This window comes from Streptomyces sp. AM 4-1-1 (assembly GCF_029167625.1).
GTDB lineage: Bacteria > Actinomycetota > Actinomycetes > Streptomycetales > Streptomycetaceae > Streptomyces.
This window is the reverse complement of sequence record NZ_CP119145.1, coordinates 6,150,096-6,171,999: the sequence shown is the minus strand read 5'-3', so window position 1 is coordinate 6,171,999 and position 21,904 is coordinate 6,150,096. Positions and strand designations below refer to the sequence as shown.

The 21,904-nt window shown below is 71.4% G+C and carries 23 protein-coding genes; 18 read left to right on the top strand and 5 right to left on the bottom strand.

The features are described 5' to 3' along the window. Positions 1–17: 17 nt before the first annotated feature. Positions 18–1,157 carry a YihY/virulence factor BrkB family protein gene (locus PZB75_RS26040; protein ID WP_275537723.1) on the bottom strand — a complete coding sequence of 380 codons (1,140 nt, stop codon included), beginning with the start codon at positions 1,155–1,157 and terminating at the stop codon, positions 18–20. 17 nt (positions 1,158–1,174) lie between these two features. On the opposite strand from PZB75_RS26040, the gene PZB75_RS26035 reads away from it, so the two are divergent. The 14 genes from PZB75_RS26035 (at position 1,175) to PZB75_RS25975 (ending at position 14,780) form a co-directional block, all read left to right on the top strand. Beyond that, positions 1,175–2,815, top strand: a complete 1,641-nt coding sequence (locus PZB75_RS26035; protein ID WP_275537722.1) for an acyl-CoA dehydrogenase family protein — start codon at positions 1,175–1,177, stop codon at positions 2,813–2,815. A gap of 271 nt (positions 2,816–3,086) precedes the next feature. Then, entirely contained in the window at positions 3,087–4,343 is a 1,257-nt protein-coding gene (locus PZB75_RS26030; RefSeq protein ID WP_275538870.1) for a GAF domain-containing protein, read from the top strand. A gap of 230 nt (positions 4,344–4,573) precedes the next feature. Next, positions 4,574–5,176 (top strand): GNAT family N-acetyltransferase, encoded by a 603-nt coding sequence (locus tag PZB75_RS26025; protein WP_275537721.1) that lies wholly within the window; start codon positions 4,574–4,576, stop codon positions 5,174–5,176. Between the two features lie 119 nt (positions 5,177–5,295). Beyond that, a complete protein-coding gene (locus tag PZB75_RS32090; RefSeq protein WP_343286284.1) occupies positions 5,296–5,379 on the top strand; it encodes a putative leader peptide in 84 nt (27 codons plus the stop codon). Positions 5,380–5,514: 135 nt separating this feature from the next. Continuing rightward, on the top strand, positions 5,515–7,212 hold the full coding sequence (locus PZB75_RS26020) for a nitrite/sulfite reductase (protein WP_275537720.1): 1,698 nt from the start codon (positions 5,515–5,517) through the stop codon (positions 7,210–7,212). Then, positions 7,209–7,388, top strand: a complete 180-nt coding sequence (locus PZB75_RS26015) for a hypothetical protein (RefSeq protein ID WP_275537719.1) — start codon at positions 7,209–7,211, stop codon at positions 7,386–7,388. Before PZB75_RS26020 ends, PZB75_RS26015 begins: the two co-directional genes overlap by 4 nt. Further along, the gene (locus PZB75_RS26010; protein ID WP_275537718.1) at positions 7,385–8,086 is read left to right on the top strand and encodes a phosphoadenylyl-sulfate reductase; all 702 of its coding nucleotides are present in this window, start codon (positions 7,385–7,387) and stop codon (positions 8,084–8,086) included. Before PZB75_RS26015 ends, PZB75_RS26010 begins: the two co-directional genes overlap by 4 nt. A gap of 23 nt (positions 8,087–8,109) precedes the next feature. After that, a complete protein-coding gene (gene cysC / locus PZB75_RS26005; protein ID WP_275537717.1) occupies positions 8,110–8,655 on the top strand; it encodes an adenylyl-sulfate kinase in 546 nt (181 codons plus the stop codon). Next, positions 8,652–9,587, top strand: coding sequence for a sulfate adenylyltransferase subunit CysD (gene cysD, locus PZB75_RS26000; protein ID WP_275537716.1), 936 nt, complete (start codon positions 8,652–8,654; stop codon positions 9,585–9,587). Before cysC ends, cysD begins: the two co-directional genes overlap by 4 nt. Then, positions 9,588–10,919, top strand: coding sequence for a GTP-binding protein (locus PZB75_RS25995; RefSeq protein ID WP_275537715.1), 1,332 nt, complete (start codon positions 9,588–9,590; stop codon positions 10,917–10,919). It begins immediately after the preceding gene. A gap of 225 nt (positions 10,920–11,144) precedes the next feature. Continuing rightward, a complete protein-coding gene (locus tag PZB75_RS25990) occupies positions 11,145–12,260 on the top strand; it encodes an aliphatic sulfonate ABC transporter substrate-binding protein (protein WP_275537714.1) in 1,116 nt (371 codons plus the stop codon). 57 nt (positions 12,261–12,317) lie between these two features. Then, positions 12,318–13,109: an ABC transporter ATP-binding protein gene (locus PZB75_RS25985; RefSeq protein WP_275537713.1), complete on the top strand. Its 792-nt coding sequence runs from the start codon at positions 12,318–12,320 to the stop codon at positions 13,107–13,109. Then, positions 13,096–14,004, top strand: coding sequence for an ABC transporter permease (locus PZB75_RS25980; protein WP_275537712.1), 909 nt, complete (start codon positions 13,096–13,098; stop codon positions 14,002–14,004). The genes PZB75_RS25985 and PZB75_RS25980 overlap by 14 nt, the downstream gene beginning before the upstream one ends. A gap of 8 nt (positions 14,005–14,012) precedes the next feature. Next, the gene (locus tag PZB75_RS25975) at positions 14,013–14,780 is read left to right on the top strand and encodes a sirohydrochlorin chelatase (protein WP_275537711.1); all 768 of its coding nucleotides are present in this window, start codon (positions 14,013–14,015) and stop codon (positions 14,778–14,780) included. Positions 14,781–14,812: 32 nt separating this feature from the next. Here the strand turns inward: PZB75_RS25975 and PZB75_RS25970 are convergent, their stop codons facing one another. Next, positions 14,813–15,397, bottom strand: coding sequence for a TIGR03086 family metal-binding protein (locus PZB75_RS25970; RefSeq protein ID WP_275537710.1), 585 nt, complete (start codon positions 15,395–15,397; stop codon positions 14,813–14,815). Positions 15,398–15,705: 308 nt separating this feature from the next. On the opposite strand from PZB75_RS25970, the gene PZB75_RS25965 reads away from it, so the two are divergent. Together PZB75_RS25965 and PZB75_RS25960 are read left to right on the top strand one after the other, a co-directional pair. Then, positions 15,706–16,545 (top strand): aldo/keto reductase, encoded by an 840-nt coding sequence (locus tag PZB75_RS25965; protein ID WP_275538869.1) that lies wholly within the window; start codon positions 15,706–15,708, stop codon positions 16,543–16,545. 113 nt (positions 16,546–16,658) lie between these two features. Next, a complete protein-coding gene (locus tag PZB75_RS25960; protein WP_275538868.1) occupies positions 16,659–17,504 on the top strand; it encodes an ATP-binding cassette domain-containing protein in 846 nt (281 codons plus the stop codon). Between the two features lie 49 nt (positions 17,505–17,553). Here the strand turns inward: PZB75_RS25960 and PZB75_RS25955 are convergent, their stop codons facing one another. The 3 genes from PZB75_RS25955 to PZB75_RS25945 form a co-directional block, all read right to left on the bottom strand. After that, on the bottom strand, positions 17,554–17,937 hold the full coding sequence (locus PZB75_RS25955; protein WP_275537709.1) for a nuclear transport factor 2 family protein: 384 nt from the start codon (positions 17,935–17,937) through the stop codon (positions 17,554–17,556). A 193-nt stretch (positions 17,938–18,130) separates the two neighbouring features. Continuing rightward, entirely contained in the window at positions 18,131–19,342 is a 1,212-nt protein-coding gene (locus tag PZB75_RS25950; RefSeq protein ID WP_275537708.1) for a S8 family peptidase, read from the bottom strand. Between the two features lie 449 nt (positions 19,343–19,791). After that, the gene (locus PZB75_RS25945; RefSeq protein ID WP_275537707.1) at positions 19,792–20,682 is read right to left on the bottom strand and encodes a LysR substrate-binding domain-containing protein; all 891 of its coding nucleotides are present in this window, start codon (positions 20,680–20,682) and stop codon (positions 19,792–19,794) included. Between the two features lie 103 nt (positions 20,683–20,785). Between PZB75_RS25945 and PZB75_RS25940 the strand changes: the two genes are divergently transcribed. Together PZB75_RS25940 and PZB75_RS25935 are read left to right on the top strand one after the other, a co-directional pair. Then, on the top strand, positions 20,786–21,151 hold the full coding sequence (locus PZB75_RS25940) for a nuclear transport factor 2 family protein (RefSeq protein ID WP_275537706.1): 366 nt from the start codon (positions 20,786–20,788) through the stop codon (positions 21,149–21,151). A 254-nt stretch (positions 21,152–21,405) separates the two neighbouring features. After that, positions 21,406–21,816, top strand: a complete 411-nt coding sequence (locus PZB75_RS25935) for a heme-binding protein (RefSeq protein WP_275537705.1) — start codon at positions 21,406–21,408, stop codon at positions 21,814–21,816. Positions 21,817–21,904 lie beyond the last annotated feature (88 nt).

Here is a 21,904-nt window from a genome sequence, read left to right as displayed (position 1 = left end):
CCTCTCGTGCCGGTGTCTCAGCTGTCCTTCTCGCGTCCGGTGTGCAGCCGGGACCTCACATCGTCCGGTGGCAGGAACCGCGACCAGCGCTCGGGGAACTCGGACGGCATGTACGGGCTGTCCTCCAGGTCGTCGCCGTCCTCCCCGTCGTCCCAGGACCAGGTCTCCGACTGCGTCCTGGCGACGAACTCGGCGGCCTGCGCGGCGCGGATGCGGTCGTTGGCCGCGCGGGCCGCGGCCGTCGCCATCGAGGGCCACACCCGGTCGATGGCGGCGTTGACCGCCGCGCCCACCAGTACCGCGAAGGCGGAGACGCCGATCCACAGCAGCACGGCGATCGGGGCGGCCAGGGACCCGTAGATGGTGGGGCCCTCGACCGTGCTGGTCAGATAGATCCGCAGCAGGAAGCTGCCGATCACCCACATCCCGAGCGCCACCAGTGCTCCCGGCACGTCCTCCATCCACGGTGAACGCACCGGCACCGACACGTGGTAGAGCGTGGTCAGGAAGGCGATGGTCAGCATGATGACCATCGGCCAGTACAGGACGCTGACCACCTCCGTGCCCCAGGGGACGAACTCCACGACCCGGTCGGGACCGACCACGAGCACCGGCAGGACCACCGCGCCCAGCAGCAGCGCGACGACGTACAGCAGGAAGGACAGCAACCGGGTCTTGACGATGCCGCGCTGGCCGTCGAGCCCGTACATCACGGTGATGGTCTCGATGAAGACGTTGACCGCGCGCGATCCGGACCAGAGCGCGATCGCGAACCCGATCGAGATGACGTCCGGCCGGGCCCCGGTGGTGACATCCTCCAGGAGCGGCTTGGCGAAGTCGTTGACGCCCCGTTCGGACAGGACGGTCTGCGCCGCGTTGAGGATGTTCCGTTCGATGGAGGCGACCGTGGTGGTGCTGGTCCATTCGTCGACGTAACCGAGCAGCCCGATCAGACCGAGGAGCAGCGGGGGCAGGGAGAGCAGCGTGAAGAACGCCGCCTCCGCCGCGAGGCCCAGGATGCGGTATTCCATGCAGGAATTGACCGTGTCCTTGAGCAACTGCCAGGCCATCTGCCGCTTGGACACGTTGCGATAGAGGACCCGGGCCCGGTGGAACCGGCCGCGTGGCCGCTCGGGTGTTTCGTTTGCTGCCTGCACCTCCTTACCGTAGCGGCATGGCAGCCACCACCCACACAGTGACCAATCAGGTTCCGCCCCTGGTCGGCTATGACGTCTTCGCCGCCGACCGGGCCCTCACCGAGGCGGTGGAACGGCACGTCGCGCCCGGACTCCTGGGCGAGGTGCGCGAAGAACTCGGAGCGCTCGGCCGGGCCGCCGGTTCCGCGCAGGTCCAGAGATGGGGCAGGCTGGCGAACGAGAACCCGCCGGGGCTGCGCACCCACGACCGGTACGGGAACCGCGTCGACGAGGTCGAGTTCCACCCGGCCTGGCACCGGCTGCTGGGGCACGCGGTCTCGGCCGGGCTGACCAACGCCTGGGGCAGGCCGGGGGGCCATGTGCGGCGCGCGGCCGGGTTCCTGGTCTGGACACAGGTCGAGGCGGGGCACGGCTGTCCGCTGTCGATGACGCACGCCGCGGTGCCCTCGCTGCGGACCGATCCGGCGCTGGCGGCCGAGTGGGAGCCGCGGCTGACGTCCTCGGTGTACGACGAGGAGCTGCGGCCGGCCGCGCTGAAGGCCGGGGCCCTCCTCGGGATGGGGATGACGGAGAAGCAGGGCGGCACCGACGTGCGGTCCAACACGACACGCGCCGAACCGCTGGCGGAGGACGGGACCTATCTGCTCACCGGGCACAAGTGGTTCTGTTCCGCGCCGATGTCCGACGGGTTCCTGGTGCTGGCGCGGGCGGCCGAAGGGCCGACGTGTTTCCTGGTGCCCCGGGTGCTGCCCGACGGCGGGCGCAACGTGTTCGCGATCCAGCGCCTCAAGGACAAGCTGGGCGGCCGGTCCAACGCCTCGGCCGAGGTCGAGTTCGACGGGACGTGGGCGCGCCGGGTCGGTGACGAGGGGCGTGGGGTGCGCACCATCATCGGGATGGTGGCGGCGACCCGGCTGGACTGTGTGGTCGGGTCGGCGGCGCTGGTGCGGCAGGCGGTGGCTCAGGCGATCCACCACTGCGCGTACCGCGACGTGTTCGGCGGTCCGCTGATCGAGAAGCCCCTGATGCGCAACGTGCTGGCGGACCTGGCGCTGGAGTCGGAGGCGGCGACGGTGCTCGCGCTGCGGCTCGCGGCGGCGTACGACGCGGACACCGAGGAGGAGCGGGCGTTCCTGCGGATCGCGGTGCCCGCGGCCAAGTACTGGGTGACGAAGCGCTGCACGCCGGCGGTCGCCGAAGCTCTCGAATGCCTCGGCGGCAACGGGTACGTGGAGGAGTCGGGGATGCCCCGGCTGCTGCGCGAGGCGCCGCTCAACTCGATCTGGGAGGGTTCGGGGAACGTCCAGGCGCTGGACGTGCTGCGGGCGCTCCAGCGCGAGCCGGACGCGTTGAACGCGTTCCTCCAGGAGGTGGGCCTGGCGCGGGGGGCCGATCACCGGCTCGACCGGGCGATCAGGGATCTGCTGACGGAGCTGGCCGATCTCGACGCCGTGGAGGCGCGGGCACGCAGGCTCGTCGAGCGGATGGCGCTGGTGCTCCAGGGGGCGCTGCTGGTGCGCTGGGCGCCGCCGGAGGTCGCGGACGCGTTCTGCGCGTCGCGGCTCGGCGGGGACTGGGGGTCGGCGTTCGGGACGCTGCCCCACGGGGCGGGGCTCGGCGTCGTCGTCGAGCGGGCGCGGGCGTTCACCGACCGGTAGCCGGGGGGCCGTCCCGGCGGACGGCGGGGGTTCCCCGCCCCGGGCGGGCGACGGGGGGGTGGTGCTGCGCCGACACGGCACCACCCCCGCGCTTTCGCACACCGGACGGCGGGGCACAGGCTCCGTCGTACGGTGTTCCCCACTGTCGTACGCGATCCGGGCCGGTGGCCAGGGTTGCAGGGGGTTGCAACCATTGCGAGGTGTGCGCGGTAATGGGCACCGGGGGTGTGGAGTGGAGACGGACTCTGGCGGGGCGGTCCGGTCCGCCGCGCTGCGCGCGGACACCTCCCGCGCCCGGCGCGCGCTGCGCGAGGCGCGGGAGGCCGGACTGAGCGGGGACCGCTCCGGGTTCGCTCCGCGCGCCGAGATCGGTGCCTCCTGGGCCCGGATGCTGCGCAGCGGCGTCGACCCGGAGCAGTCCACGGAGAGCGCGTTGCTGGAGACCGACGAGATCGAGCACCGGCGCAGGAGTTCGGCGCTCGGCGAGGTGATGCCGGTGTTACGCGACGGCCTGGCGTCGGTGGCCGACGCGTCCCGGCAGATCATGGTCGTCACGGATGTCGAGGGCCGGGTGCTGTGGCGTCAGGGCGATCGCGGGGTGATGCGCCGGGCGCGCGGCATCTGTCTGGAGGAGGGCGCCGCGTGGGCGGAGACCGCGACGGGCACGAACGCCATCGGCACGGCCCTCGTCGCGCGGGTCCCCGTACAGGTGCACTCGGCGGAGCACTTCGTGCGCTCGCTGCACGACTGGACGTGCGCGGCGGCTCCGGTGCGCGACCCGCGCAGCGGGCGGCTGCTCGGCATCGTCGACATCAGCGGCCCGGCCGCCACCTTCCACCCCACGACCCTGGGCCTGGTGGGGTCGGTCGCCCGGCTCGCCGAGAGCGACCTCAGGACCCGGCACCTGTACGCCATCGAGCGGCTGCGTTCGGTGGCGGCGCCGATACTGTGCCGGATCGGCGGCCGGGCGCTGGTCGTGGACGCCCACGGCTGGCTGGCCGCGGTCACCGGGATGCCGCCGGTCGACCGGCTGTCGCTGCCGAAGGCGTTGCGCCCCGGCCGGGTCTGGCTGCCGTCGCTCGGCATGTGCGGGGTGGAGCCGCTGGCGGGCGGCTGGCTGGTGCGGGTGGCGGACGGTCATCAGGACGCGCCGCCGCGCAGGGTGGTGCTGGATCTGAGCAGGCCCCGGGCGCTGGTGGTGAACGTGGTGGGCCCGGTCGGCACCTGGACGCGCCGGCTCTCGCCGCGCCACGCCGAGCTGCTGTTCGCGCTCGCGCTGCGCCGGGAGGGGCGTACGGCCTCCGAGCTCGCGGAGGACATCTTCGGCGATCCGACCCGGACGGTGACGGTGCGGGCGGAGATCTCCCGGATGCGGCGTGATCTGGCGGAAGTGCTCGCGCACCGCCCGTACCGGTTCGGCGAGGGGGTCGAGGTGGAGGTGATCCACCCGGAGCATCCGGCGGACCTGCTGCCGCGTTCGACGGCTCCGGTGGTGGTCGGGGCGCGCGCACCGGGGACCGGCGTCTGACGCGCGCCCCGCGCGGGGCCGGGCCGGGATGGGCCGGGCCGCCGGCGCGGGGCCGGATCAGGATGGGCCGGGCCGCCGGCGCGGGGCCGGATCAGGATGGGCCGGGCCGCCGGCGCGTGGCCGCCCGCGCGGGGCGGTTCCGCGGCCCCGCGCGGCAGCGGGACCCCGCCGCGTACGCGTCCCCGGGCCCGGCTCGGGGCGTGACCGGGCGGCATGATTCCCTGGGCGCCATGAGCGACACGACACGCCACGCCCCGGGGCCCGCCACGACCGAGGTGACCATCTGGTCCCTGGAGCAGACCTCGCCCGCGGACCTGCGGCCCGCCACAGCGCCGGACGGGGATCTGCGGATCGTGCGGTCGCAGGTGCCGCTGCCCGAGTTCAGCCGTTTCCTGTACACGGCCGTCGGCGGCGACATCCGGTGGACCGACCGGCTGGGCATGACGTACGCGCAGTGGCAGGAGGCCCTGGAGCGGCCGGGCGCGGAGACCTGGGTGGCGTACGAGAACGGCACACCGGCCGGATACGTCGAGCTGGACGCGCAGGACGACGGGGCCGTCGAGATCGTGTACTTCGGACTGATACCCGCCTTCCGGGGTCGGCGGATCGGCGGCCACCTCCTCTCGTACGGGACGGCGCGCGCCTGGGACCTGGCGCGACGGTGGCCGGAGCGGAAGCCCACCGAGCGCGTCTGGCTGCACACCTGCTCCAAGGACGGGCCGCACGCCATGGACAACTATCTGCGCCGCGGATTCCGTCTCTTCGACACCAGGACCGTGACCGAGCCGGACGTGGCGAACCCGGGACCCTGGCCCGGCGCAGACCTCCGATAGCCGACCAAGGCGACAATTGGACAGTGACCGATGACACACTGTCTCGCCTGTCGAGACCATGTCGTCCACATCATGGATAGTGGTGGACTGGTCCGAGATCCACGTGCCACGCTTCCGTCATGTCTGGAACTGGAATTGCCTTGGTGAGTCGACGCCACGTCGACCTCGTCCGCGTGTCCAGCGCCATCTGTCCGGCCGGCTGAGAGTCCCAGCACCGCCGCGTTCCCGCTGTCCCGCAGTTCCCTCGTTCTCCTCTGTTCACCCCTGCGCACCGCCGCGCCTCATCGCGAGTGTGCAGCTCAGAGCCGCCCACCCGCAGTCCCGAAGGACGTATTGTCATGGCCGCCACCTCGGACCAGCCTGCGACCACCGCACCCCGCCGCAAGGCCGGCCGCCACCGTGGCGAAGGCCAGTGGGCCCTGGGGCACTTCACTCCGCTCAACGCCAACGAGCAGCTGAAGAAGGACGACGACAGTCTCAATGTGCGGACACGCATTGAGACGATCTACGCCAAACGTGGTTTCGACTCGATCGACCCGAGTGACCTGCGCGGACGCATGCGCTGGTGGGGCCTGTACACGCAGCGCAAGGCCGGGATCGACGGCGGGAAGACCGCGGTGCTGGAGCCGGAGGAGCTGGAGGACAAGTTCTTCATGCTCCGGGTCCGCATCGACGGCGGTCGGCTGACGACCCGTCAACTCCAGGTCATCGGCGAGATCTCGCAGCAGTACGCCCGCGGCACCGCCGACATCACCGACCGGCAGAACTTCCAGCTGCACTGGATTCGCATCGAGGACGTTCCCGCGATCTGGGAGAAGCTGGAGGCCGTGGGGCTCTCCACCACGGAAGCCTGTGGCGACTGCCCGCGCACCATGATCGGTTCGCCGGTGGCCGGGATCGCCGCCGACGAGATCATCGACGGAACCCCGGCCCTCGACGAGATCCACGAGCGGTACATCGGCAACAAGGAATTCTCCAACCTCCCCCGCAAGTTCAAGACGGCGATCTCCGGTTCCCCGGTGCAGGACGTCGTGCACGAGATCAACGACATCGCGTTCGTCGGTGTCGAGCACCCCGAGCACGGGCCCGGCTTCGACCTCTGGGTCGGCGGCGGTCTCTCCACCAACCCGCGGATGGCCGAACGCCTCGGCGCCTGGGTGCCGTTGGACGAGGTGGCGGACGTCTGGGCCGGCGTCGTCGGCATATTCCGCGACTACGGTTACCGCCGGCTCCGCAACCGCGCCCGGTTGAAGTTCCTGATCGCCGACTGGGGCGTCGCCAAGTTCCGCCAGGTGCTGGAGGACGAGTACCTGAAGCGCCCCCTGGTCGACGGGCCCGCCCCCGCGGAGCCCAGCAGCCGCTGGCGCGACCACATCGGTGTCCACCAGCAGCGGGACGGCCGGTTCTACGTGGGCTTCGCCCCCCGGGTCGGGCGGGTCGACGGCTCCACGCTGACCAAGATCGCGGAGCTGGCGGAGGAGCACGGCTCCGGCCGGGTACGGACCACCGTCGAGCAGAAGATGATCATCCTTGACGTGGAGCAGGACCGCGTCGAATCGCTGTCCGCCGGTCTGGAGGCACTGGGCTTCCAGGTGAAGCCCTCACCGTTCCGGCGCGGCACGATGGCCTGCACCGGTATCGAGTTCTGCAAGCTCGCGATCGTCGAGACCAAGGGGCGGGCCGCCGCGCTCATCGACGAACTGGAGCGCAGGCTCCCGGACTTCGGGGAACCGCTCACCATCAACGTCAACGGCTGCCCCAACGCCTGCGCCCGCATCCAGACGGCGGACATCGGGCTCAAGGGCCAGCTCATGCTCGACGACGAGGGAAACCAGGTCGAGGGCTACCAGGTCCACCTCGGTGGCGCGCTGGGCCTGGACGCCGCGTTCGGCCGCAAGGTCCGTGGCCTGAAGGTCACTTCGGCCGAGCTTCCGGACTACGTCGAGCGCGTCCTGGGGCGGTTCCAGGCGGAGCGCGAGGACGACGAGCGGTTCGCGACCTGGGCCGCGCGGGCCAGTGCGGAGTCCCTGTCGTGAGCGAGCGTGCCGCGCCGTTCCACTGCCCGTACTGCGGCGACGAGGACCTCCGTCCGCACGAGGCGGGCCACGGCGCCTGGGAATGTGCCTCCTGCAACCGGGCGTTCCAGCTGAAGTTCCTCGGGCTCCTCGCCCGGGGGCTTCGGACCGACGACCCGGGAGGGGAACGGACATGACGGACACTCTGCGGACGGACGATCTCAAGGAGCTCGCCGAGCGGGCCGGCCGGGAGCTGGAGGACGCGTCCGCGCCGGAGATCCTGAAATGGGCCGTCGACACCTTCGGCAAGCGCTTCTGCGTGACCTCCTCGATGGAGGACGCGGTGGTCGCCCACCTGGCCTCCCGGGTCTCCCCCGGGGTCGACGTGGTCTTCCTGGACACCGGCTACCACTTCCCCGAGACCATCGGGACCAGGGACGCGGTCGAGGCCGTGATGGACGTCCGTGTCATCACGCTGACACCGCGCCGGACCGTGGCCGAGCAGGACGCCGAGCACGGACCGAGGCTCCACGACCGCGACCCCGACCTGTGCTGCGCGCTGCGCAAGGTCCGCCCCCTTGAGGAGGGCCTGACCTCGTACGCGGCCTGGGCGACCGGACTGCGCCGCGACGAGTCCCCGACCCGGGCGAACACCCCGGTGGTCGGCTGGGACGAGAAGCGCCGGAAGGTCAAGGTCTCGCCGATCGCCCGCTGGACGCAGGACGACGTGGACACGTACGTCACGGAACACGGCGTCCTCACCAACCCGCTGCTGATGGACGGTTACGCCTCCGTGGGCTGCGCGCCCTGCACCCGCAGGGTGCTGGAGGGCGAGGACGCGAGGGCCGGCCGCTGGGCCGGACGGACGAAGACCGAGTGCGGACTGCACGGCTGATGACGAACGATCAGGAGATATCGATGAGCGTGACGGAGACGGGCGCCACCGTCTGGCTCACCGGACTGCCGAGCGCGGGCAAGACCACCATCGCGTACGAGCTGGCGGGACGGCTGCGGGCCGACGGCCACCGGGTGGAGGTCCTCGACGGCGACGAGGTCAGGGAATTCCTCTCCGCGGGCCTCGGCTTCTCCCGCGAGGACCGGCACACCAATGTGCAGCGGATCGGCTTCGTCGCCGAACTGCTCGCGGCCAACGGCGTGAAGGTGCTCGTGCCGGTCATCGCACCGTACGCGGACAGCCGGGACGCGGTGCGCAAGCGCCACCGGACGGAAGGCACCCCCTACCTCGAAGTGCACGTCGCGACACCGGTCGAGGTCTGCTCCGAACGGGACGTGAAGGGGCTGTACGCCAAGCAGGCCGCGGGTGAACTCAGCGGCCTCACCGGGGTGGACGACCCCTACGAGGAGCCCGAGTCCCCGGATCTGCGGATCGAGTCGCACCAGCAGACCGTGCAGGAGTCCGCCGCGGCGCTTCACGCGCTGCTCATCGAGAGGGGCGCGGCATGACGACCGCCACCACGCTGTCGGAAGGCACCGACAATCCCTACGCACTGAGCCACCTCGACTCGCTGGAGTCGGAGGCGGTGCACATCTTCCGTGAGGTGGCGGGGGAGTTCGAGCGGCCGGTGATCCTGTTCTCCGGCGGCAAGGACTCGATCCTGATGCTGCACCTGGCGCTCAAGGCGTTCGCACCCGCGCCCGTGCCGTTCACGCTGCTGCACGTCGACACCGGGCACAACTTCCCCGAGGTCCTGGCCTACCGCGACCGGACCGTCGCCGAGCACGGACTGCGGCTGCACGTCGCCTCCGTACAGGAGTACATAGACGCCGGGAAGCTGCGCGAGCGGCCCGACGGCACCCGCAACCCGCTCCAGACCGTGCCGTTGACCGAGGCGATCCAGCAGCACCGCTTCGACGCCGTGTTCGGCGGCGGCCGGCGTGACGAGGAGAAGGCACGGGCGAAGGAGCGGGTGTTCTCGCTGCGCGACGAGTTCTCGCAGTGGGACCCGCGCCGCCAGCGTCCCGAGCTGTGGCAGCTGTACAACGGCCGCCACGCCCCCGGCGAGCACGTCCGGGTCTTCCCGATCTCCAACTGGACCGAGCTGGACGTCTGGCAGTACATCGAGCGCGAGGGCATCGAGCTCCCCGAGATCTACTTCGCCCACGAGCGCGAGGTCTTCAACCGGTCCGGCATGTGGCTGACCGCCGGCGACTGGGGCGGCCCCAAGGACGGCGAGCACGTCGAGACCCGCACGGTGCGCTACCGCACGGTCGGCGACATGTCCTGCACCGGCGCCGTCGACTCCGACGCGACCACGCTGACCGCCGTGATCACCGAGATCGCCGCCTCCCGGCTCACCGAGCGGGGCGCGACCCGCGCCGACGACAAGATGTCCGAGGCCGCGATGGAAGACCGCAAGCGCGAGGGGTACTTCTAAATGACCACCACCACCGAGACGTTGTCGACCACGACGCTGCTGCGGTTCGCCACCGCGGGATCGGTCGACGACGGCAAGTCCACCCTCGTCGGACGTCTGCTGCACGACTCCAAGTCGGTCCTCACGGACCAGCTCGAAGCCGTCGAGCGGGTCTCGCTCGGCCGCGGCCAGGAGGCACCCGACCTCGCTCTCCTGACGGACGGGCTGCGGGCCGAGCGCGAGCAGGGCATCACCATCGATGTCGCGTACCGCTACTTCGCCACGCCCCGGCGCCGGTTCATCCTCGCCGACACCCCGGGCCATGTGCAGTACACCCGCAACATGGTGACGGGCGCGTCGACGGCGGAGCTGGCCGTCGTGCTCGTCGACGCCCGCAACGGTGTCGTCGAGCAGACCCGCCGCCACGCCGCCGTCGCCGCGCTGCTGCGCGTCCCGCACGTCGTGCTCGCGGTCAACAAGATGGACCTCGTCGAGTACGCGGAGCCCGTGTTCGCCGCGATAGCCGAGGAGTTCACCGCGTACGCCGCCACGCTGGGCGTGCCCGAGATCACCGCCATCCCGATCTCCGCGCTGGCCGGCGACAACGTGGTGGAGCCGTCCGCGAACATGGACTGGTACGGCGGCCCGACCGTTCTGGAGCACCTGGAGACCGTCCCGGTCAGCCATGACCTGACGGCGTGCCCGGCCCGGTTCCCGGTGCAGTACGTGATCCGTCCGCAGACCGCGGAGCACCCGGACTACCGGGGATACGCCGGCCAGATCGCCTCCGGTGTGCTGCGGGTCGGTGAGCCCGTCACGGTGCTGCCCTCGGGTCTGACGTCGACGATCGCCGGGATCGACGCGCTCGGCGAGAGCGTCGACGTCGCGTGGGCGCCGCAGTCGGTGACCGTGCGGCTCGCCGACGACCTGGACGTCTCGCGCGGCGACCTGATCGCGCCGAGCGCGTCGGTGCCGCCCGTCACCCAGGACGTCCTCGCGACCGTCTGCCACGTCGCCGACCAGCCGCTCACCGTCGGCCGTCGGGTGCTGCTCAAGCACACCACCCGCACGGTCAAGGCGATCGTCAAGGACATCCCGTCCAGGCTCACCCTGGACGATCTGTCCCAGCACCCGGCGCCCGGACAGCTGGTCGCCAACGACATCGGCCGCGTCGTCGTCCGTACCGCCGAGCCGCTGGCGCTCGACGCCTACTCGGACTCCCGGCGCACCGGTTCGTTCCTGCTGATCGATCCGGCGGACGGCACGACGCTCGCCGCCGGCATGGCGGGCGAGTCGTTCGCCGCGGTCGTCACCGAAGCCGCCCCGGACGACGACGCGGAGTGGGACTTCTGATGAGCATCGACATGTACGCGACGTTCGCGAAGGAGGGCGGCCGGGTCGGCAGCGGCGCCCTCGGCAGCGGTCAGGGCGGGGTCGCACGATGTGCGCGCTGACGTACGCGCACTGCCTGCGCGCCCGCTCGTACCACCCGTTCAGACGCAGACCTGCCGACTTCCCGGCCGCGTCCCCGGATTTCCGAGGGACGTGAGTTCCGGGCCAACGAGAGGACCACCTCCCGTGCCTGCCACCCACGCCCCCCTGCGCCGCGGCATCGCCGCCGTCGCCGCCCTGCCGCTGCTCGCCGTGGCGCTGACCGCCTGCGGTTACGGCTCCGAGGCGAAGGACGACGACGCCAAGAAGGCGAACGTCTCCGCCGGAGGCAAGAAGCTCTCCACCGACACCGTCAAGATCGGCTACTTCCCCAACCTGACCCACGCCACCGCGCTGGTGGGTATCCAGGAGGGCCTGATAGCCAAGGAGTTGGGCGGCACGGCGGTCCGGCCCTCGACGTTCAACGCGGGGCCGTCCGAGATCGAGGCGTTGAACGCCGGTTCGATCGACATCGGCTTCATCGGCCCCTCGCCCTCCATCAACGGCTACACCAAGTCCAAGGGCAAGAGTCTGCGGATCATCGGAGGTTCGGCGTCCGGCGGGGTACGGCTGGTCGTCAACCCCAAGAAGATCAAGTCCCTGGACGACCTCAAGGGCAAGAAGATCGCCACCCCGCAGCTCGGCAACACCCAGGACGTGGCGTTCCTCAACTGGATCGCCGAGAAGGGCTGGAAGGTCGACGCCCAGAGCGGCAAGGGTGACGTCTCCGTGGTCCGCTCGGACAACAAGGTCACCCCGGACGCGTACAGATCGGGCTCCATCGACGGCGCGTGGGTGCCGGAACCGACCGCGTCGAAGCTGGTCTCGGAGGGCGCGAAGGTACTGCTCGACGAGACGTCGCTGTGGCCGGACGACAAGTTCGTGATCACCAACATCATCGTGTCGCAGAAGTTCCTCAAGGAGCACCCGGACGTCGTCGAGGCGGTGCTGCGCGGGTCGGTGAACACCAACGCGTGGATCAACGCCAACCCGGAGAAGGCGAAGGCGTCCGCCAACGCCGCGCTCAAGGCGCTGACCGGCAAGGCGCTGGCGCCGGAGATCCTCGACCCGGCGTGGAAGTCGATCCAGATCACCGACGACCCGCTGGCCGCCACTCTCGACGCGCAGGCCGGCCACGCGGTGAAGGCCGGGCTGCTGGAGAAGCCCGACCTGAAGGGCATCTACGACCTCAGGCCGCTGAACAAGATCCTGAAGGCCGCGGGCAGGCCCGAGGTCGCGGACGCCGGCCTCGGCGCCGAGTAGAGCCCGATACCGATTCCGATCCCGTACCCGATCCAGGATTCCCAGGAGGTGACGACCATGGCGACCACCACCCTCACCACGTCCGAGGACCGTCTCGCGGTCGAGCACGCCGCTCGCATCGCGCACGTGTCCAAGTCCTTCTCCGGACCGGCGGGGCAGCAGCTCGTCCTGGACGACATCACACTCGATGTCGCTCCCGGCGAGTTCGTCACCCTCCTGGGGGCCTCCGGGTGCGGGAAGTCGACGCTGCTCAATCTGGTGGCCGGGCTCGACCGTCCGACCGCGGGGTCGATCGAGACCCCCGGCGGGCGGCCCGCCCTGATGTTCCAGGAGCACGCCCTCTTCCCGTGGCTGAGCGCGGGCAAGAACGTCGAACTCGCGCTGCGGCTGCGCGGCGTGCCCAAGGCGGACCGCCGTCCGGAGGCGGAGCGGCTGCTCGAACTCGTCCGGCTCGGCGGGGCGTACGGAAAGCGGGTGCACGAGCTGTCCGGTGGTATGCGGCAGCGCGTCGCGATGGCCCGCGCGCTCGCCCAGGACAGCCAACTGCTGCTGATGGACGAGCCGTTCGCCGCGCTCGACGCGATCACCCGGGACGTGCTGCACGACGAACTGACCCGGATCTGGCGGGAGACGAACGCCGCCGTGCTGTTCGTCACCCACAACGTCCGGGAGGCGGTGCGGCTCGCCCAGCGGGTCGTGCTCCTGTCGTCCCGGCCGGGCCGGATCGCCCGGGAGTGGACGGTCGACATCGATCACCCGCGCCGCATCGAGGACACCGCCGTCGCGGAGCTGTCCGTCGAGATCACCGAACAACTCCGTGGGGAGATCCGCCGTCATGGCCAGCACTGACACCAAGTCCGACGAGATCACGCCGGGCGGCGCCAAGTCCGACGATCTGGCCGGCCTTGAGGCCGGTCTCGACGCACTGGACGCCGTGCAGCTGCGTCGCACCCCGATCGGCCAGGTGCTGGTCCGCAAGGTGCTGCCGCCGCTGGTCGCGGTGGTGCTGGTGCTCGCCATCTGGCAGCTGCTGGTCCAGGCGCACGTCACCGAGGACTACAAGCTGCCCTCCCCGTCCGCGGTGTGGGACAGCGCGACCACCATGTGGTTGCAGGGGACCTTGCTGGAGGTCGTCTGGACCAGTGTGTCGCGCGGCCTGCTCGGTTTCCTGCTGGCCGTCGCCATCGGTACGCCGCTGGGTCTGCTGGTCGCCCGGGTGAAGCTCGTCAGGGCGGCGATCGGCCCGATCCTGTCCGGGCTCCAGTCGCTGCCCTCGGTGGCGTGGGTGGCCCCGGCGGTGATCTGGCTCGGGCTCAACGACTCGATGATGTACGCGGTGATCCTGCTGGGCGCGGTCCCCTCGATCGCCAACGGGCTGGTGTCCGGCGTCGACCAGGTGCCGCCGCTGTTCCTGCGGGCGGGCCGGACGCTCGGCGCGACCGGGCTCAGGGGGACCTGGCACATCGTGCTGCCCGCCGCGCTGCCGGGCTATCTGGCGGGGCTCAAGCAGGGCTGGGCGTTCTCCTGGCGCTCGCTGATGGCCGCCGAGATCATCGCCTCGTCACCCGATCTCGGCCTGGGGCTCGGGCAGTTGCTGGAGAACGGCCGCAACAACTTCGACATGCCCGGGGTCTTCCTGGCGATCATCCTCATCCTGTTCGTCGGTATCGCCATCGACCTGCTGATCTTCAGTCCGCTGGAGCGGTGGGTGCTGCGCAGCCGCGGTCTCCTCGTCAAGAACTGAGTCCTGACATGCCCGCCCCGGTCCTCCTAGTCATCGCCCACGGCAGCCGCGACCCGCGGCACGCCGCGACCGTGCGCGCGCTCACCGCGCGGGTGCGTGCGCTGCGGCCCGAGCTGCGCGTGGAGACCGGCTTCCTCGAATTCAACTCCCCTTCGGTCACGGAGGTGTTGGACCGGCTGGAAGCCGAGGCGGCGAAGGAGCCGGGGGTACGGGAGGTGGTGGCCCTGCCGCTGCTGCTGACCCGGGCGTTCCACGCCAAGTCCGACATCCCCGCGGTGCTGGACGAGGCCCGGCCGCGGCTGCCCCGGCTGTGCGTCAGGCAGGCCGAGGTGCTGGGCCCGTCACCGCTGCTGCTCTCGGCGCTCCAGTGGCGGCTCCATCTCGCCGGGCTGCGGCCCGGCGACCGAAGCTCGACCGGGCTCGTCCTGGCCTCGGCGGGCTCCACAGACCCGGAGGCGATCGCAGTGATCGCTGAAATCGCGCGGGAGCTGCGGCACACCGGTTGGTGCGCCGTGCGGCCTGCGTTCGCCTCCGCATCCCTGCCCCGGACCGAGGACGCGGTGCGGGCGCTACGGGCGGACGGTGTGCGCCGGGTGGCCGTGGCCCCCTATGTCATCGCGCCCGGCTTCCTCCCGGACCGCATCGCCCGGGGCGCCCGGGAGGCGGGTGCGGACGTGCTCGCCGATGTGCTGGGACCGGCACCGGAACTGGCGCGACTGCTGGTGGACCGGTACGAGGAGGCGCGGGCGTACCGGGCGGTCTCGGCCGGCGCCTGAGGGTGCCGGCCGGGACCGGGGCGCCGGGGTTCTCAGGCGGCCGTCCAGTGCGGATCGCGTCCGCTGTGGGCCAGGGCGCGCGTGAAGGGCGTCGCCGGGCCGGCCACGGGCACCGCGTCGGCGTAGCCCTCGTACTGCCGGTAGAGCGCGGCGTGCTCGTCGACGCCCGCCAGGAGGTACGCCGCCGCTTCGTCGGAGATCCGGAAGTCCTGGCCGGTGGCCCTGGCCACGTCCCAGCCGTGCAGCGCCAGCTCCTCGGTGAGCATGGCGGCGACCGCCGGCGCCGGGGACGGGGAGCCCCCGAGGTCGATCTCACCCTCCCAGACCGCGGGGTCGGCCCAGGCGGCGACGGCCCGGTCCAGCTCGGCGGCGTACCGCTCGGCCCAGTCGCCGTCCGCGGTGAAGTCGCGGGTGGTGAGCGTGTCCGGCAGCACCGCGCGCCGGGCGCGGTGCTCCAGTCCGTACGAGGTGTAGAGCACCCAGTGGTTGACGAGCCCGCGTACGTCCCAGTCGGCGCAGGGAGTGACGGGCGAGGTGAGCTGTGCGGCGTCGACGCCGCGCGCGATGCGGGCGGCCTCGGCGGCGCATTCGGCCAGGTGGGCGTGTGCGTTCTTCATGTGCTTCACGCTAGGACGACGGTTCGCGGCGGTCTTGAAGAAAGGCGACAGCGGACGACCGGGGACGGTGGACGGTGACGGAACGCGACCGGGGTGGCGGAGCGACCGGGGTGGTAGAGCGGCTGGGGTGCTGGAGCGGCTGGGGTGGCGGGTGGGCCGACACGGGGGCCGCGGCGGCGGGGATTACCGTGGGTGGCGTGCCCCCCTTCGCCGCTCCTTCGAGTCCTTCCGGTCCCGCCGGTTCCGCTGATCCGGCCGGTCCCGCCGGTCTCTCCGTCTTCCCGGATGTCTCCCGCTCCTCCGGTGACGTGTTCGCGCTCGGTGGTGAGCTGCCGGTGCGCCGGCTCGGTTTCGGTACGGCCCAGCTGACCGGGCCCGGCTACTGGGGGCCGCGCGGCGACCGTACCGACGCCGTCGCCGTGCTGCGGGGGGCGGTGTCGCGCGGCGTGACACTGATCGACACCGCGGACAACTACGGCCCCGGGCTGGCGGAGGAACTGGTCGCCGAGGCGCTGCGTCCGTACCCGGCCGACCTGGTGGTGGCGACCAAGGGCGGTGTGGTGCGTACGAGCGACAGCGCCTGGCACGTCGCGGGCCGACCGGAGCGGTTGCGGGCCATGTGCGAGGCGAGCCTGCGGCGGCTGCGCAGGGACCGGATCGATCTCTACCAGCTCCACCGGTTCGATCCGGCCGTGCCGATGGCGGAGCAGTTGGGCGCCCTGGACGCGCTGAGGCAGGAGGGTAAGATCCGGTTCATCGGTCTGGACACGCTTACCGCCGATCAGCTGGAGCAGGCCCTTTCCCTGACCGGGATCGCCTCGGTGCAGAACCGCTTCAATCTCCTCGACCGCGGCTCCGACGCGGTGCTGGACCTGTGCGAGGCCCACGGCCTGGCCTTTCTGCCCTGGTTTCCGCTGGCCAACGGCGCGCTGACCGGTGAGGACGCTGCGGCGCTCGCCGATATCGCCGAACGGTACGGCGCCACGCGCGGGCAGATCGCCCTCGCCTGGCTGCTGCACCGCTCCCCCGTGCTGTGCCCGACACCGGGCACCGGTTCGCCCGCTCATCTGGCGGAGAACCTCGGTGCGGCGGAGATCCGGCTGTCCGCCGAGGACATGGCCCGGCTGACGGCGCTCGCACCCGCTTGAAGGAGTACCCGAACGTGACCACCCGTACCACCACCGCCACCACCGCTGCCGGCGTCTGCGCTGACGCGGCGGTGGTTCCCCCTCCCCCGCCCTCGGACGCGCCGACGGGCGCGGTGACGGCCACCGCCGGCCCCACCGGCCCGGCGGCCTCCGGGCCCCCGGTGATCCGGGCCGACGGGGTGGCCGTCGTCCGGGACGGCAACGTACTGCTCGACGCGGTGTCGCTGACCGTGCGCGCCGGGGAGCACTGGGCCCTGCTCGGTGCCAACGGGGCGGGCAAGAGCACCCTGCTGGGGCTGCTCGGCGCGGTGAACCATCCGACCCGTGGCACGGTGGAGGTGCTGGGCCGGACGCTGGGCCGGGTCGATCTCCGCGAGCTGCGCACGCTCCTCGGGCATGTGAACCCCCGTCATCCGCTTCGGTCCCCGCTGCCGGTGCGCGATGTGGTGCTGACCGGGCTGACCAACTCGATCGAACCGGTGCCCCGTTGGTCCGCGACCGCCGAGCAGCGCGAGCGGGCCGACCGGCTGCTGGAGATGCTGGGCATGGGCGGCAAGGCCGGTTCGCGCTGGCCCTCGCTCTCCCAGGGCGAGCGTGGCCGTACGCTCATCGCCCGCGCGCTGATGCCGAGTCCTCGACTGCTCCTGCTGGACGAGCCCGCCACCGGCCTCGACCTCGCGGCCCGCGAGCAGCTGCTGGACAGTCTGGACACGCTGCGCGAGGAACATCCGGAACTGGCGACCGTCCTGGTCACGCACCATCTGGAGGAGCTGCCGGTGTCGACGACGCACGCGATGCTGCTGCGGGGCGGGCGATGCGTGGCGTCGGGTCCGGCGGACGACGTGCTGACGACCGATCAGGTCAGTGAGTGCTTCGGTCACCCGGTGCGGATAAGCCGCACGGACGGCAGGTGGACGGCGCGGGCGCAGCGGGTCGGCCGAGGGAGGCCGTCGGTCTGAGGCCGCCGGTCCGGGAGAACCGGAAGGTCCGGGAGACCTGCGAGCCCGGTCAGCTCCGGCCGGACCGGTCCTCGGTGAAGGGTGTGCCCTGGTGGAAGTAGAGGAGCCAGCGTCCGTCGGTCAGCCGCCACAGTGAACTGCGGTGGGCCCGGCGCCCCTTGTCCTCGGTGTCGAAGGTGAGCTGCACCAGGTCGTCGGAGAGCTGTACGCCCTTCATCCGGGACGCGGTGAGCGGGCCCGGGTGCGGGGCCTTGTCCGAGACCAGCTCGTCGATGAGGGTGTCGCGGTCCCAGACCTGACCACTGGCGCCGATCTCCGTGAACTCGGGGTGCAGCAGTTCGGAGAGGAGTTCGGCGGAGCCGCGCACCATCGGGTCGAGGAGGCGGAGTTCGCCTTCCGTGGCCGCGGCCACGGCGGAGGACGGCTCGGTCACGTCTCGGCTCCATGGGCCCGGCGGCGGAGGTACGGCCGCGGCTGGTGCGGTGCCGTGTACGTCGTGGTCATGCTGGACACCATAGGACGATCCCTCCGCGACGCGCGGCCGCCGCGCCCCGTGGGGGAGGGCGCGGCGGTCGTCGGTCAGGTGCTGCCGGGTGTGCTCCGTCCGGCGGGCACGGGCGGGTCGGTCACTCGACGATCTTCAGCAGCTTGTTGGCGGTGCCCGGCGTCGGGTCGCTGATCGCGTCGGGGGTGGCCCCCTCGGTGAGCGCCGTGGCGACCTGGTCGGGGGTGGCGTCCTGGTGGCCGCCGAGGTAGACGGCGGCGGCGCCGACGACGTGCGGGGTGGCCATGGACGTACCGGAGATGGTGTTCGAGCCGGTGTCGCTGTCGTTCCAGGACGACGTGATGTCCGAGCCGGGGGCGTAGATGTCCACGACGGGGCCGTAGTTGGAGAACGACGACTGGTGGTCGTCGACCGTGGACGAGGCGACGGTGATGGCGGACTCGACGCGGGCCGGGGAGGTCTGTCCCGCGTCGCTCGACTCGTTCCCGGCGGCCACCGCGAAGGTGACCCCGGACGCGATGGCCTTCTCGACCGCGGCGTCGAGGGCCGGGTCGGCGCCTCCGCCGAGGCTCATGTTGGCGACGGACGGGCCCTTGTGGTTCGTGGTGACCCAGTCGATTCCGGCGACGACCTGCTCGGTGGTGCCGGAACCGGAGTCGTCGAGGACACGGACCGCGACGATGTCCGCCTTCTTGGCGACCCCGTAGGTGGCGCCCGCGATGGTGCCCGCCACATGGGTGCCGTGGCCGTTGCCGTCGTCGGCGCTGTCGTCGTTGTCCACGGCGTCGAAGCCCGAGGTGGCGCGGCCCTGGAACTCCTTGTGCGTGGTGCGGACGCCGGTGTCGATGACATAGGCGGTGACACCTTCGCCCGCGCTGTCCGGGTAGGTGTACTTCTGGTCGCCGGCGGTCGCGGTCTGGTCGATCCGGTCGAGGCCCCAGGACGGCGGGTTCTCCTGGGTGGCGTCGATGTGGAACGTCTTGTTCTGGACGACCTTGGAGACGGCCGGGTCGGCGGCCAGTCGCTTGGCCTCGGTCTCCGAGAGTCCGCCGGCGGAGAAGCCGTCGATGGCGGCGTCGTAGGTGCGGTTGAGCCGGCCGCCGTACTCTTTGGCGAGCTTGGCCTTGTGCGCCTTGTCGGTCTTGTGGTCCAGCATCACGATGTAGCTGCCCGACACGGCGGTTGCCGCGTCCGCGCCGTAGACGGTGCCCAGTGTGGGGGTGGGCGCCGCTCCGGCGGAAGAGGTACCGAACAGGGTCACTCCGGCTGCCGCCGCGACGGCGGTGATGGCGGCGGTGAGCTTCGTCCGGCGTGCGCGCTTGTGAATTGCCATGAAGAGGGATCTCCTCGTCATTCTTTGTGGGGGGACTGACCCTCGGCCGGAAGATCTCCGGGGGTTGGCTCGAAACCCTGACCGATTGACACGCACAGATCAAGAGCCTGTTGCAGTTGTGACTTACACAACAACGCTTCATAAAAAGAAATCAGCCATGCCTGGCCGAGTTCGGCGCCCGATATGAACGACCCGCCTCGGCACAGGCGTTGCACCACGCTCACCGGGCTGGACACCTTCGTCGGGGCGCGACGCGGCACCCCCACCGGGCACGTCGGCCGACGGAAGGAGAAGGCTTGATTCCGCCCCCGCCTTCCGGCGGGGACATCCGATCCGCCACTCACATCAGGCGGTTGGCCCGTGGTCGGTCCCCGGCGAAGCCGCTCGGCCGGTTCGCACCGGCCCGGGCCGAGTGGGACCGAGGCACCGTCGAGCGGGCGTTGCGGGTGTCACCGCCGAGCAGGATCGGTGAACGCCTTCCGGGTCCGCACCAGCAGCTCGCGCACCGAGGGGTTGTGCGCGCTCTTCCAGATCAGGGCGAGCAAGGCCGGTGCTTCGACGTCTTCGACGGTGCGGGCGACGAGCCGGTCACGGTGGCTCACGGCCATCGACTCACTGAGGACGGCGACGCCGAGCCCTCGCACGGCGAGGTCGGCGATCGCCTCCGCCGCACTGGCCTGAAACGCGATCACGGGCTGGAGGCCCCGCGCGGCGCAGGCACGGTCGAACACCGCGCGAAGACCCGTACCGGGTGGCATGCACACGATCGGGTGGGCGGTCAGGTCGCGGAGAGCGACGCGCCGTTGGTCCGCCAAGGGGTGTCCGGCCGGAACCACCGCGACAAGCCGCTCGCTGATGATGGTCAGCGCGTCCAGCCCTTCGGGGGTGGCGGTCGCCGTCCCGATGAGGGCCAGGTCGACGGCGCCGGCGCGCACCCCTTCGACCAACCGGTCGGAATTGTCCTCCAGCAGCGAGATCTCCACCCCGGGATACGCCTGGTGGAACGCGGCGAGGGCGTCGAACAGCGGAGTGAGGGTGCAGCCGATGACCATCCCGACCGTGAGCCGGCCCTGGAGGAGGCCGGTCACCTCACCCACCGCCTGGCCCACCGCCCCGGCCGAGGCGAGTGCGGCACGGGCGTGTTCGAGCGCGGCCTCTCCCGCGACGGTGAGGGTGGTGATACGCGCCGACCGGTCGAACAGCTCGGCACCGAGTTCGCGTTCCAGCCGACGGATCTGCGCGCTGACGCCGGACTGGCTGATGTGCACTCGCTCGGCCGCCCGGGTGAAGTTCCGCTCTTCGGCGACGGCGACGAAGTACTCCAGCTGCCTCAGTTCCATGACTGTGGATTCTAGTTTCCAGCACAACCATCCGTTGGACTTCTGATCACTGGGTGGCCAGGCTGGGAAGCGCCGAAGCCCACGTCAACGCCAGGAGGAACCAATGCCGGAGTACGAGAAGGCCATGCGGCCCGAGGACATCACTCGCCTGTTCGTCGAACGGTCCAACGCCGGTGACGCGGCCGGGGTCGCCGCGCTCTACGAGGAGGACGCGGTGATGGCCTACCCGCCCGGCGAACTGACGGTGGGACGTGAGGCGATCCGTGGGCTGTGGGAGAAGGTGCTGGCCAACCGCCCCAGCTTCGAACCGGAACAACCACTGCCGACCCTGATCAGCGGCGGCATCGCCCTCACCTCGACGCCGCCGAAGGACGGGGCCGGCGCCCGCGCGCAGGTCGTCCGGCGCCAGCCCGACGGAAGCTGGCTGCGCCTGCTCGACCAGCCCGAGTTCACCCCGCCCACCCACTGAACCCCCGGACTCCTGTGAGCGGAGGGGCCCGGTGGCTCAGGAGGACTCACGGGGCATCACGCCGTTGACCGAAGTGAGCGCCACCCGGGCAGTCCGCGGATCGTCGGCGTGGAAGCGGAGCACCCGGGCTGCCTCCCGCCGCCCCAAAGGGCGCACCACGAAGACCGGTTCGGGCGGGCCGGTCGTCGGCGACACGGCGCCCTCGGCCGTCGCTGTTCGCGGCTATGCCACAGCCATCTCCTAGAGTCAGGCATATGCTGACTTATCAGACCGTCTCCCTCGACGACGCACGCCGGATCATCGACGCCGGTATCGCCAAGGCCGAGGAGATCGACTCGCCCAGCAACATCGCCGTGGTCGACACCGGGGGAAATCTGGTGGCCCATGTGCGGATGGACGGGTCGCAGCTCGGCAGTATCGAGCACTCCATCGACAAGGCGCGCACCAGTATGTTCTTCAGGAAGCCGACCGGTGACCTCGCGGAGGACTCCCGGCCCGGCGGGCCCCTGTGGGGGATCGCGCTGTCCGGGTACGGCACGGTGATCGTGTTCGCCGGCGGGCTTCCGCTGGCGGTGGACGGGCGGATCGTGGGGGCGATCGGGGTCAGCGGTGGCACCGGGGAAGAGGACACGGTCATCGCCAGGGCCGCGGTGGCGCGGCTGTAGCGGCCGAGGGCCGGGCGGGCCGTCCGGCGCTGCCGTAGCCGCCGTGATCACCGTTGTCCATGGCCGGTGGCCACTGTGGCTGCCGGGC

Bases quoted from the DNA above. Each gene is read 5' to 3' on its own strand.
- PZB75_RS26035 (WP_275537722.1), top strand. From the start codon at position 1,175: ATGGCAGCCACCACCCACACAGTGACCAATCAGGTTCCGCCCCTGGTC.
- PZB75_RS26025 (WP_275537721.1), top strand. From the start codon at position 4,574: ATGAGCGACACGACACGCCACGCCCCGGGGCCCGCCACGACCGAGGTG.
- PZB75_RS32090 (WP_343286284.1), top strand. From the start codon at position 5,296: ATGTCTGGAACTGGAATTGCCTTGGTGAGTCGACGCCACGTCGACCTC.
- PZB75_RS26020 (WP_275537720.1), top strand. From the start codon at position 5,515: ATGGCCGCCACCTCGGACCAGCCTGCGACCACCGCACCCCGCCGCAAG.
- PZB75_RS26010 (WP_275537718.1), top strand. From the start codon at position 7,385: ATGACGGACACTCTGCGGACGGACGATCTCAAGGAGCTCGCCGAGCGG.
- cysC (WP_275537717.1), top strand. From the start codon at position 8,110: ATGAGCGTGACGGAGACGGGCGCCACCGTCTGGCTCACCGGACTGCCG.
- cysD (WP_275537716.1), top strand. From the start codon at position 8,652: ATGACGACCGCCACCACGCTGTCGGAAGGCACCGACAATCCCTACGCA.
- PZB75_RS25995 (WP_275537715.1), top strand. From the start codon at position 9,588: ATGACCACCACCACCGAGACGTTGTCGACCACGACGCTGCTGCGGTTC.
- PZB75_RS25985 (WP_275537713.1), top strand. From the start codon at position 12,318: ATGGCGACCACCACCCTCACCACGTCCGAGGACCGTCTCGCGGTCGAG.
- PZB75_RS25980 (WP_275537712.1), top strand. From the start codon at position 13,096: ATGGCCAGCACTGACACCAAGTCCGACGAGATCACGCCGGGCGGCGCC.
- PZB75_RS25975 (WP_275537711.1), top strand. From the start codon at position 14,013: ATGCCCGCCCCGGTCCTCCTAGTCATCGCCCACGGCAGCCGCGACCCG.
- PZB75_RS25970 (WP_275537710.1), bottom strand. From the start codon at position 15,397: ATGAAGAACGCACACGCCCACCTGGCCGAATGCGCCGCCGAGGCCGCC.
- PZB75_RS25950 (WP_275537708.1), bottom strand. From the start codon at position 19,342: ATGGCAATTCACAAGCGCGCACGCCGGACGAAGCTCACCGCCGCCATC.
- PZB75_RS25945 (WP_275537707.1), bottom strand. From the start codon at position 20,682: ATGGAACTGAGGCAGCTGGAGTACTTCGTCGCCGTCGCCGAAGAGCGG.
- PZB75_RS25940 (WP_275537706.1), top strand. From the start codon at position 20,786: ATGCCGGAGTACGAGAAGGCCATGCGGCCCGAGGACATCACTCGCCTG.
- PZB75_RS25935 (WP_275537705.1), top strand. From the start codon at position 21,406: ATGCTGACTTATCAGACCGTCTCCCTCGACGACGCACGCCGGATCATC.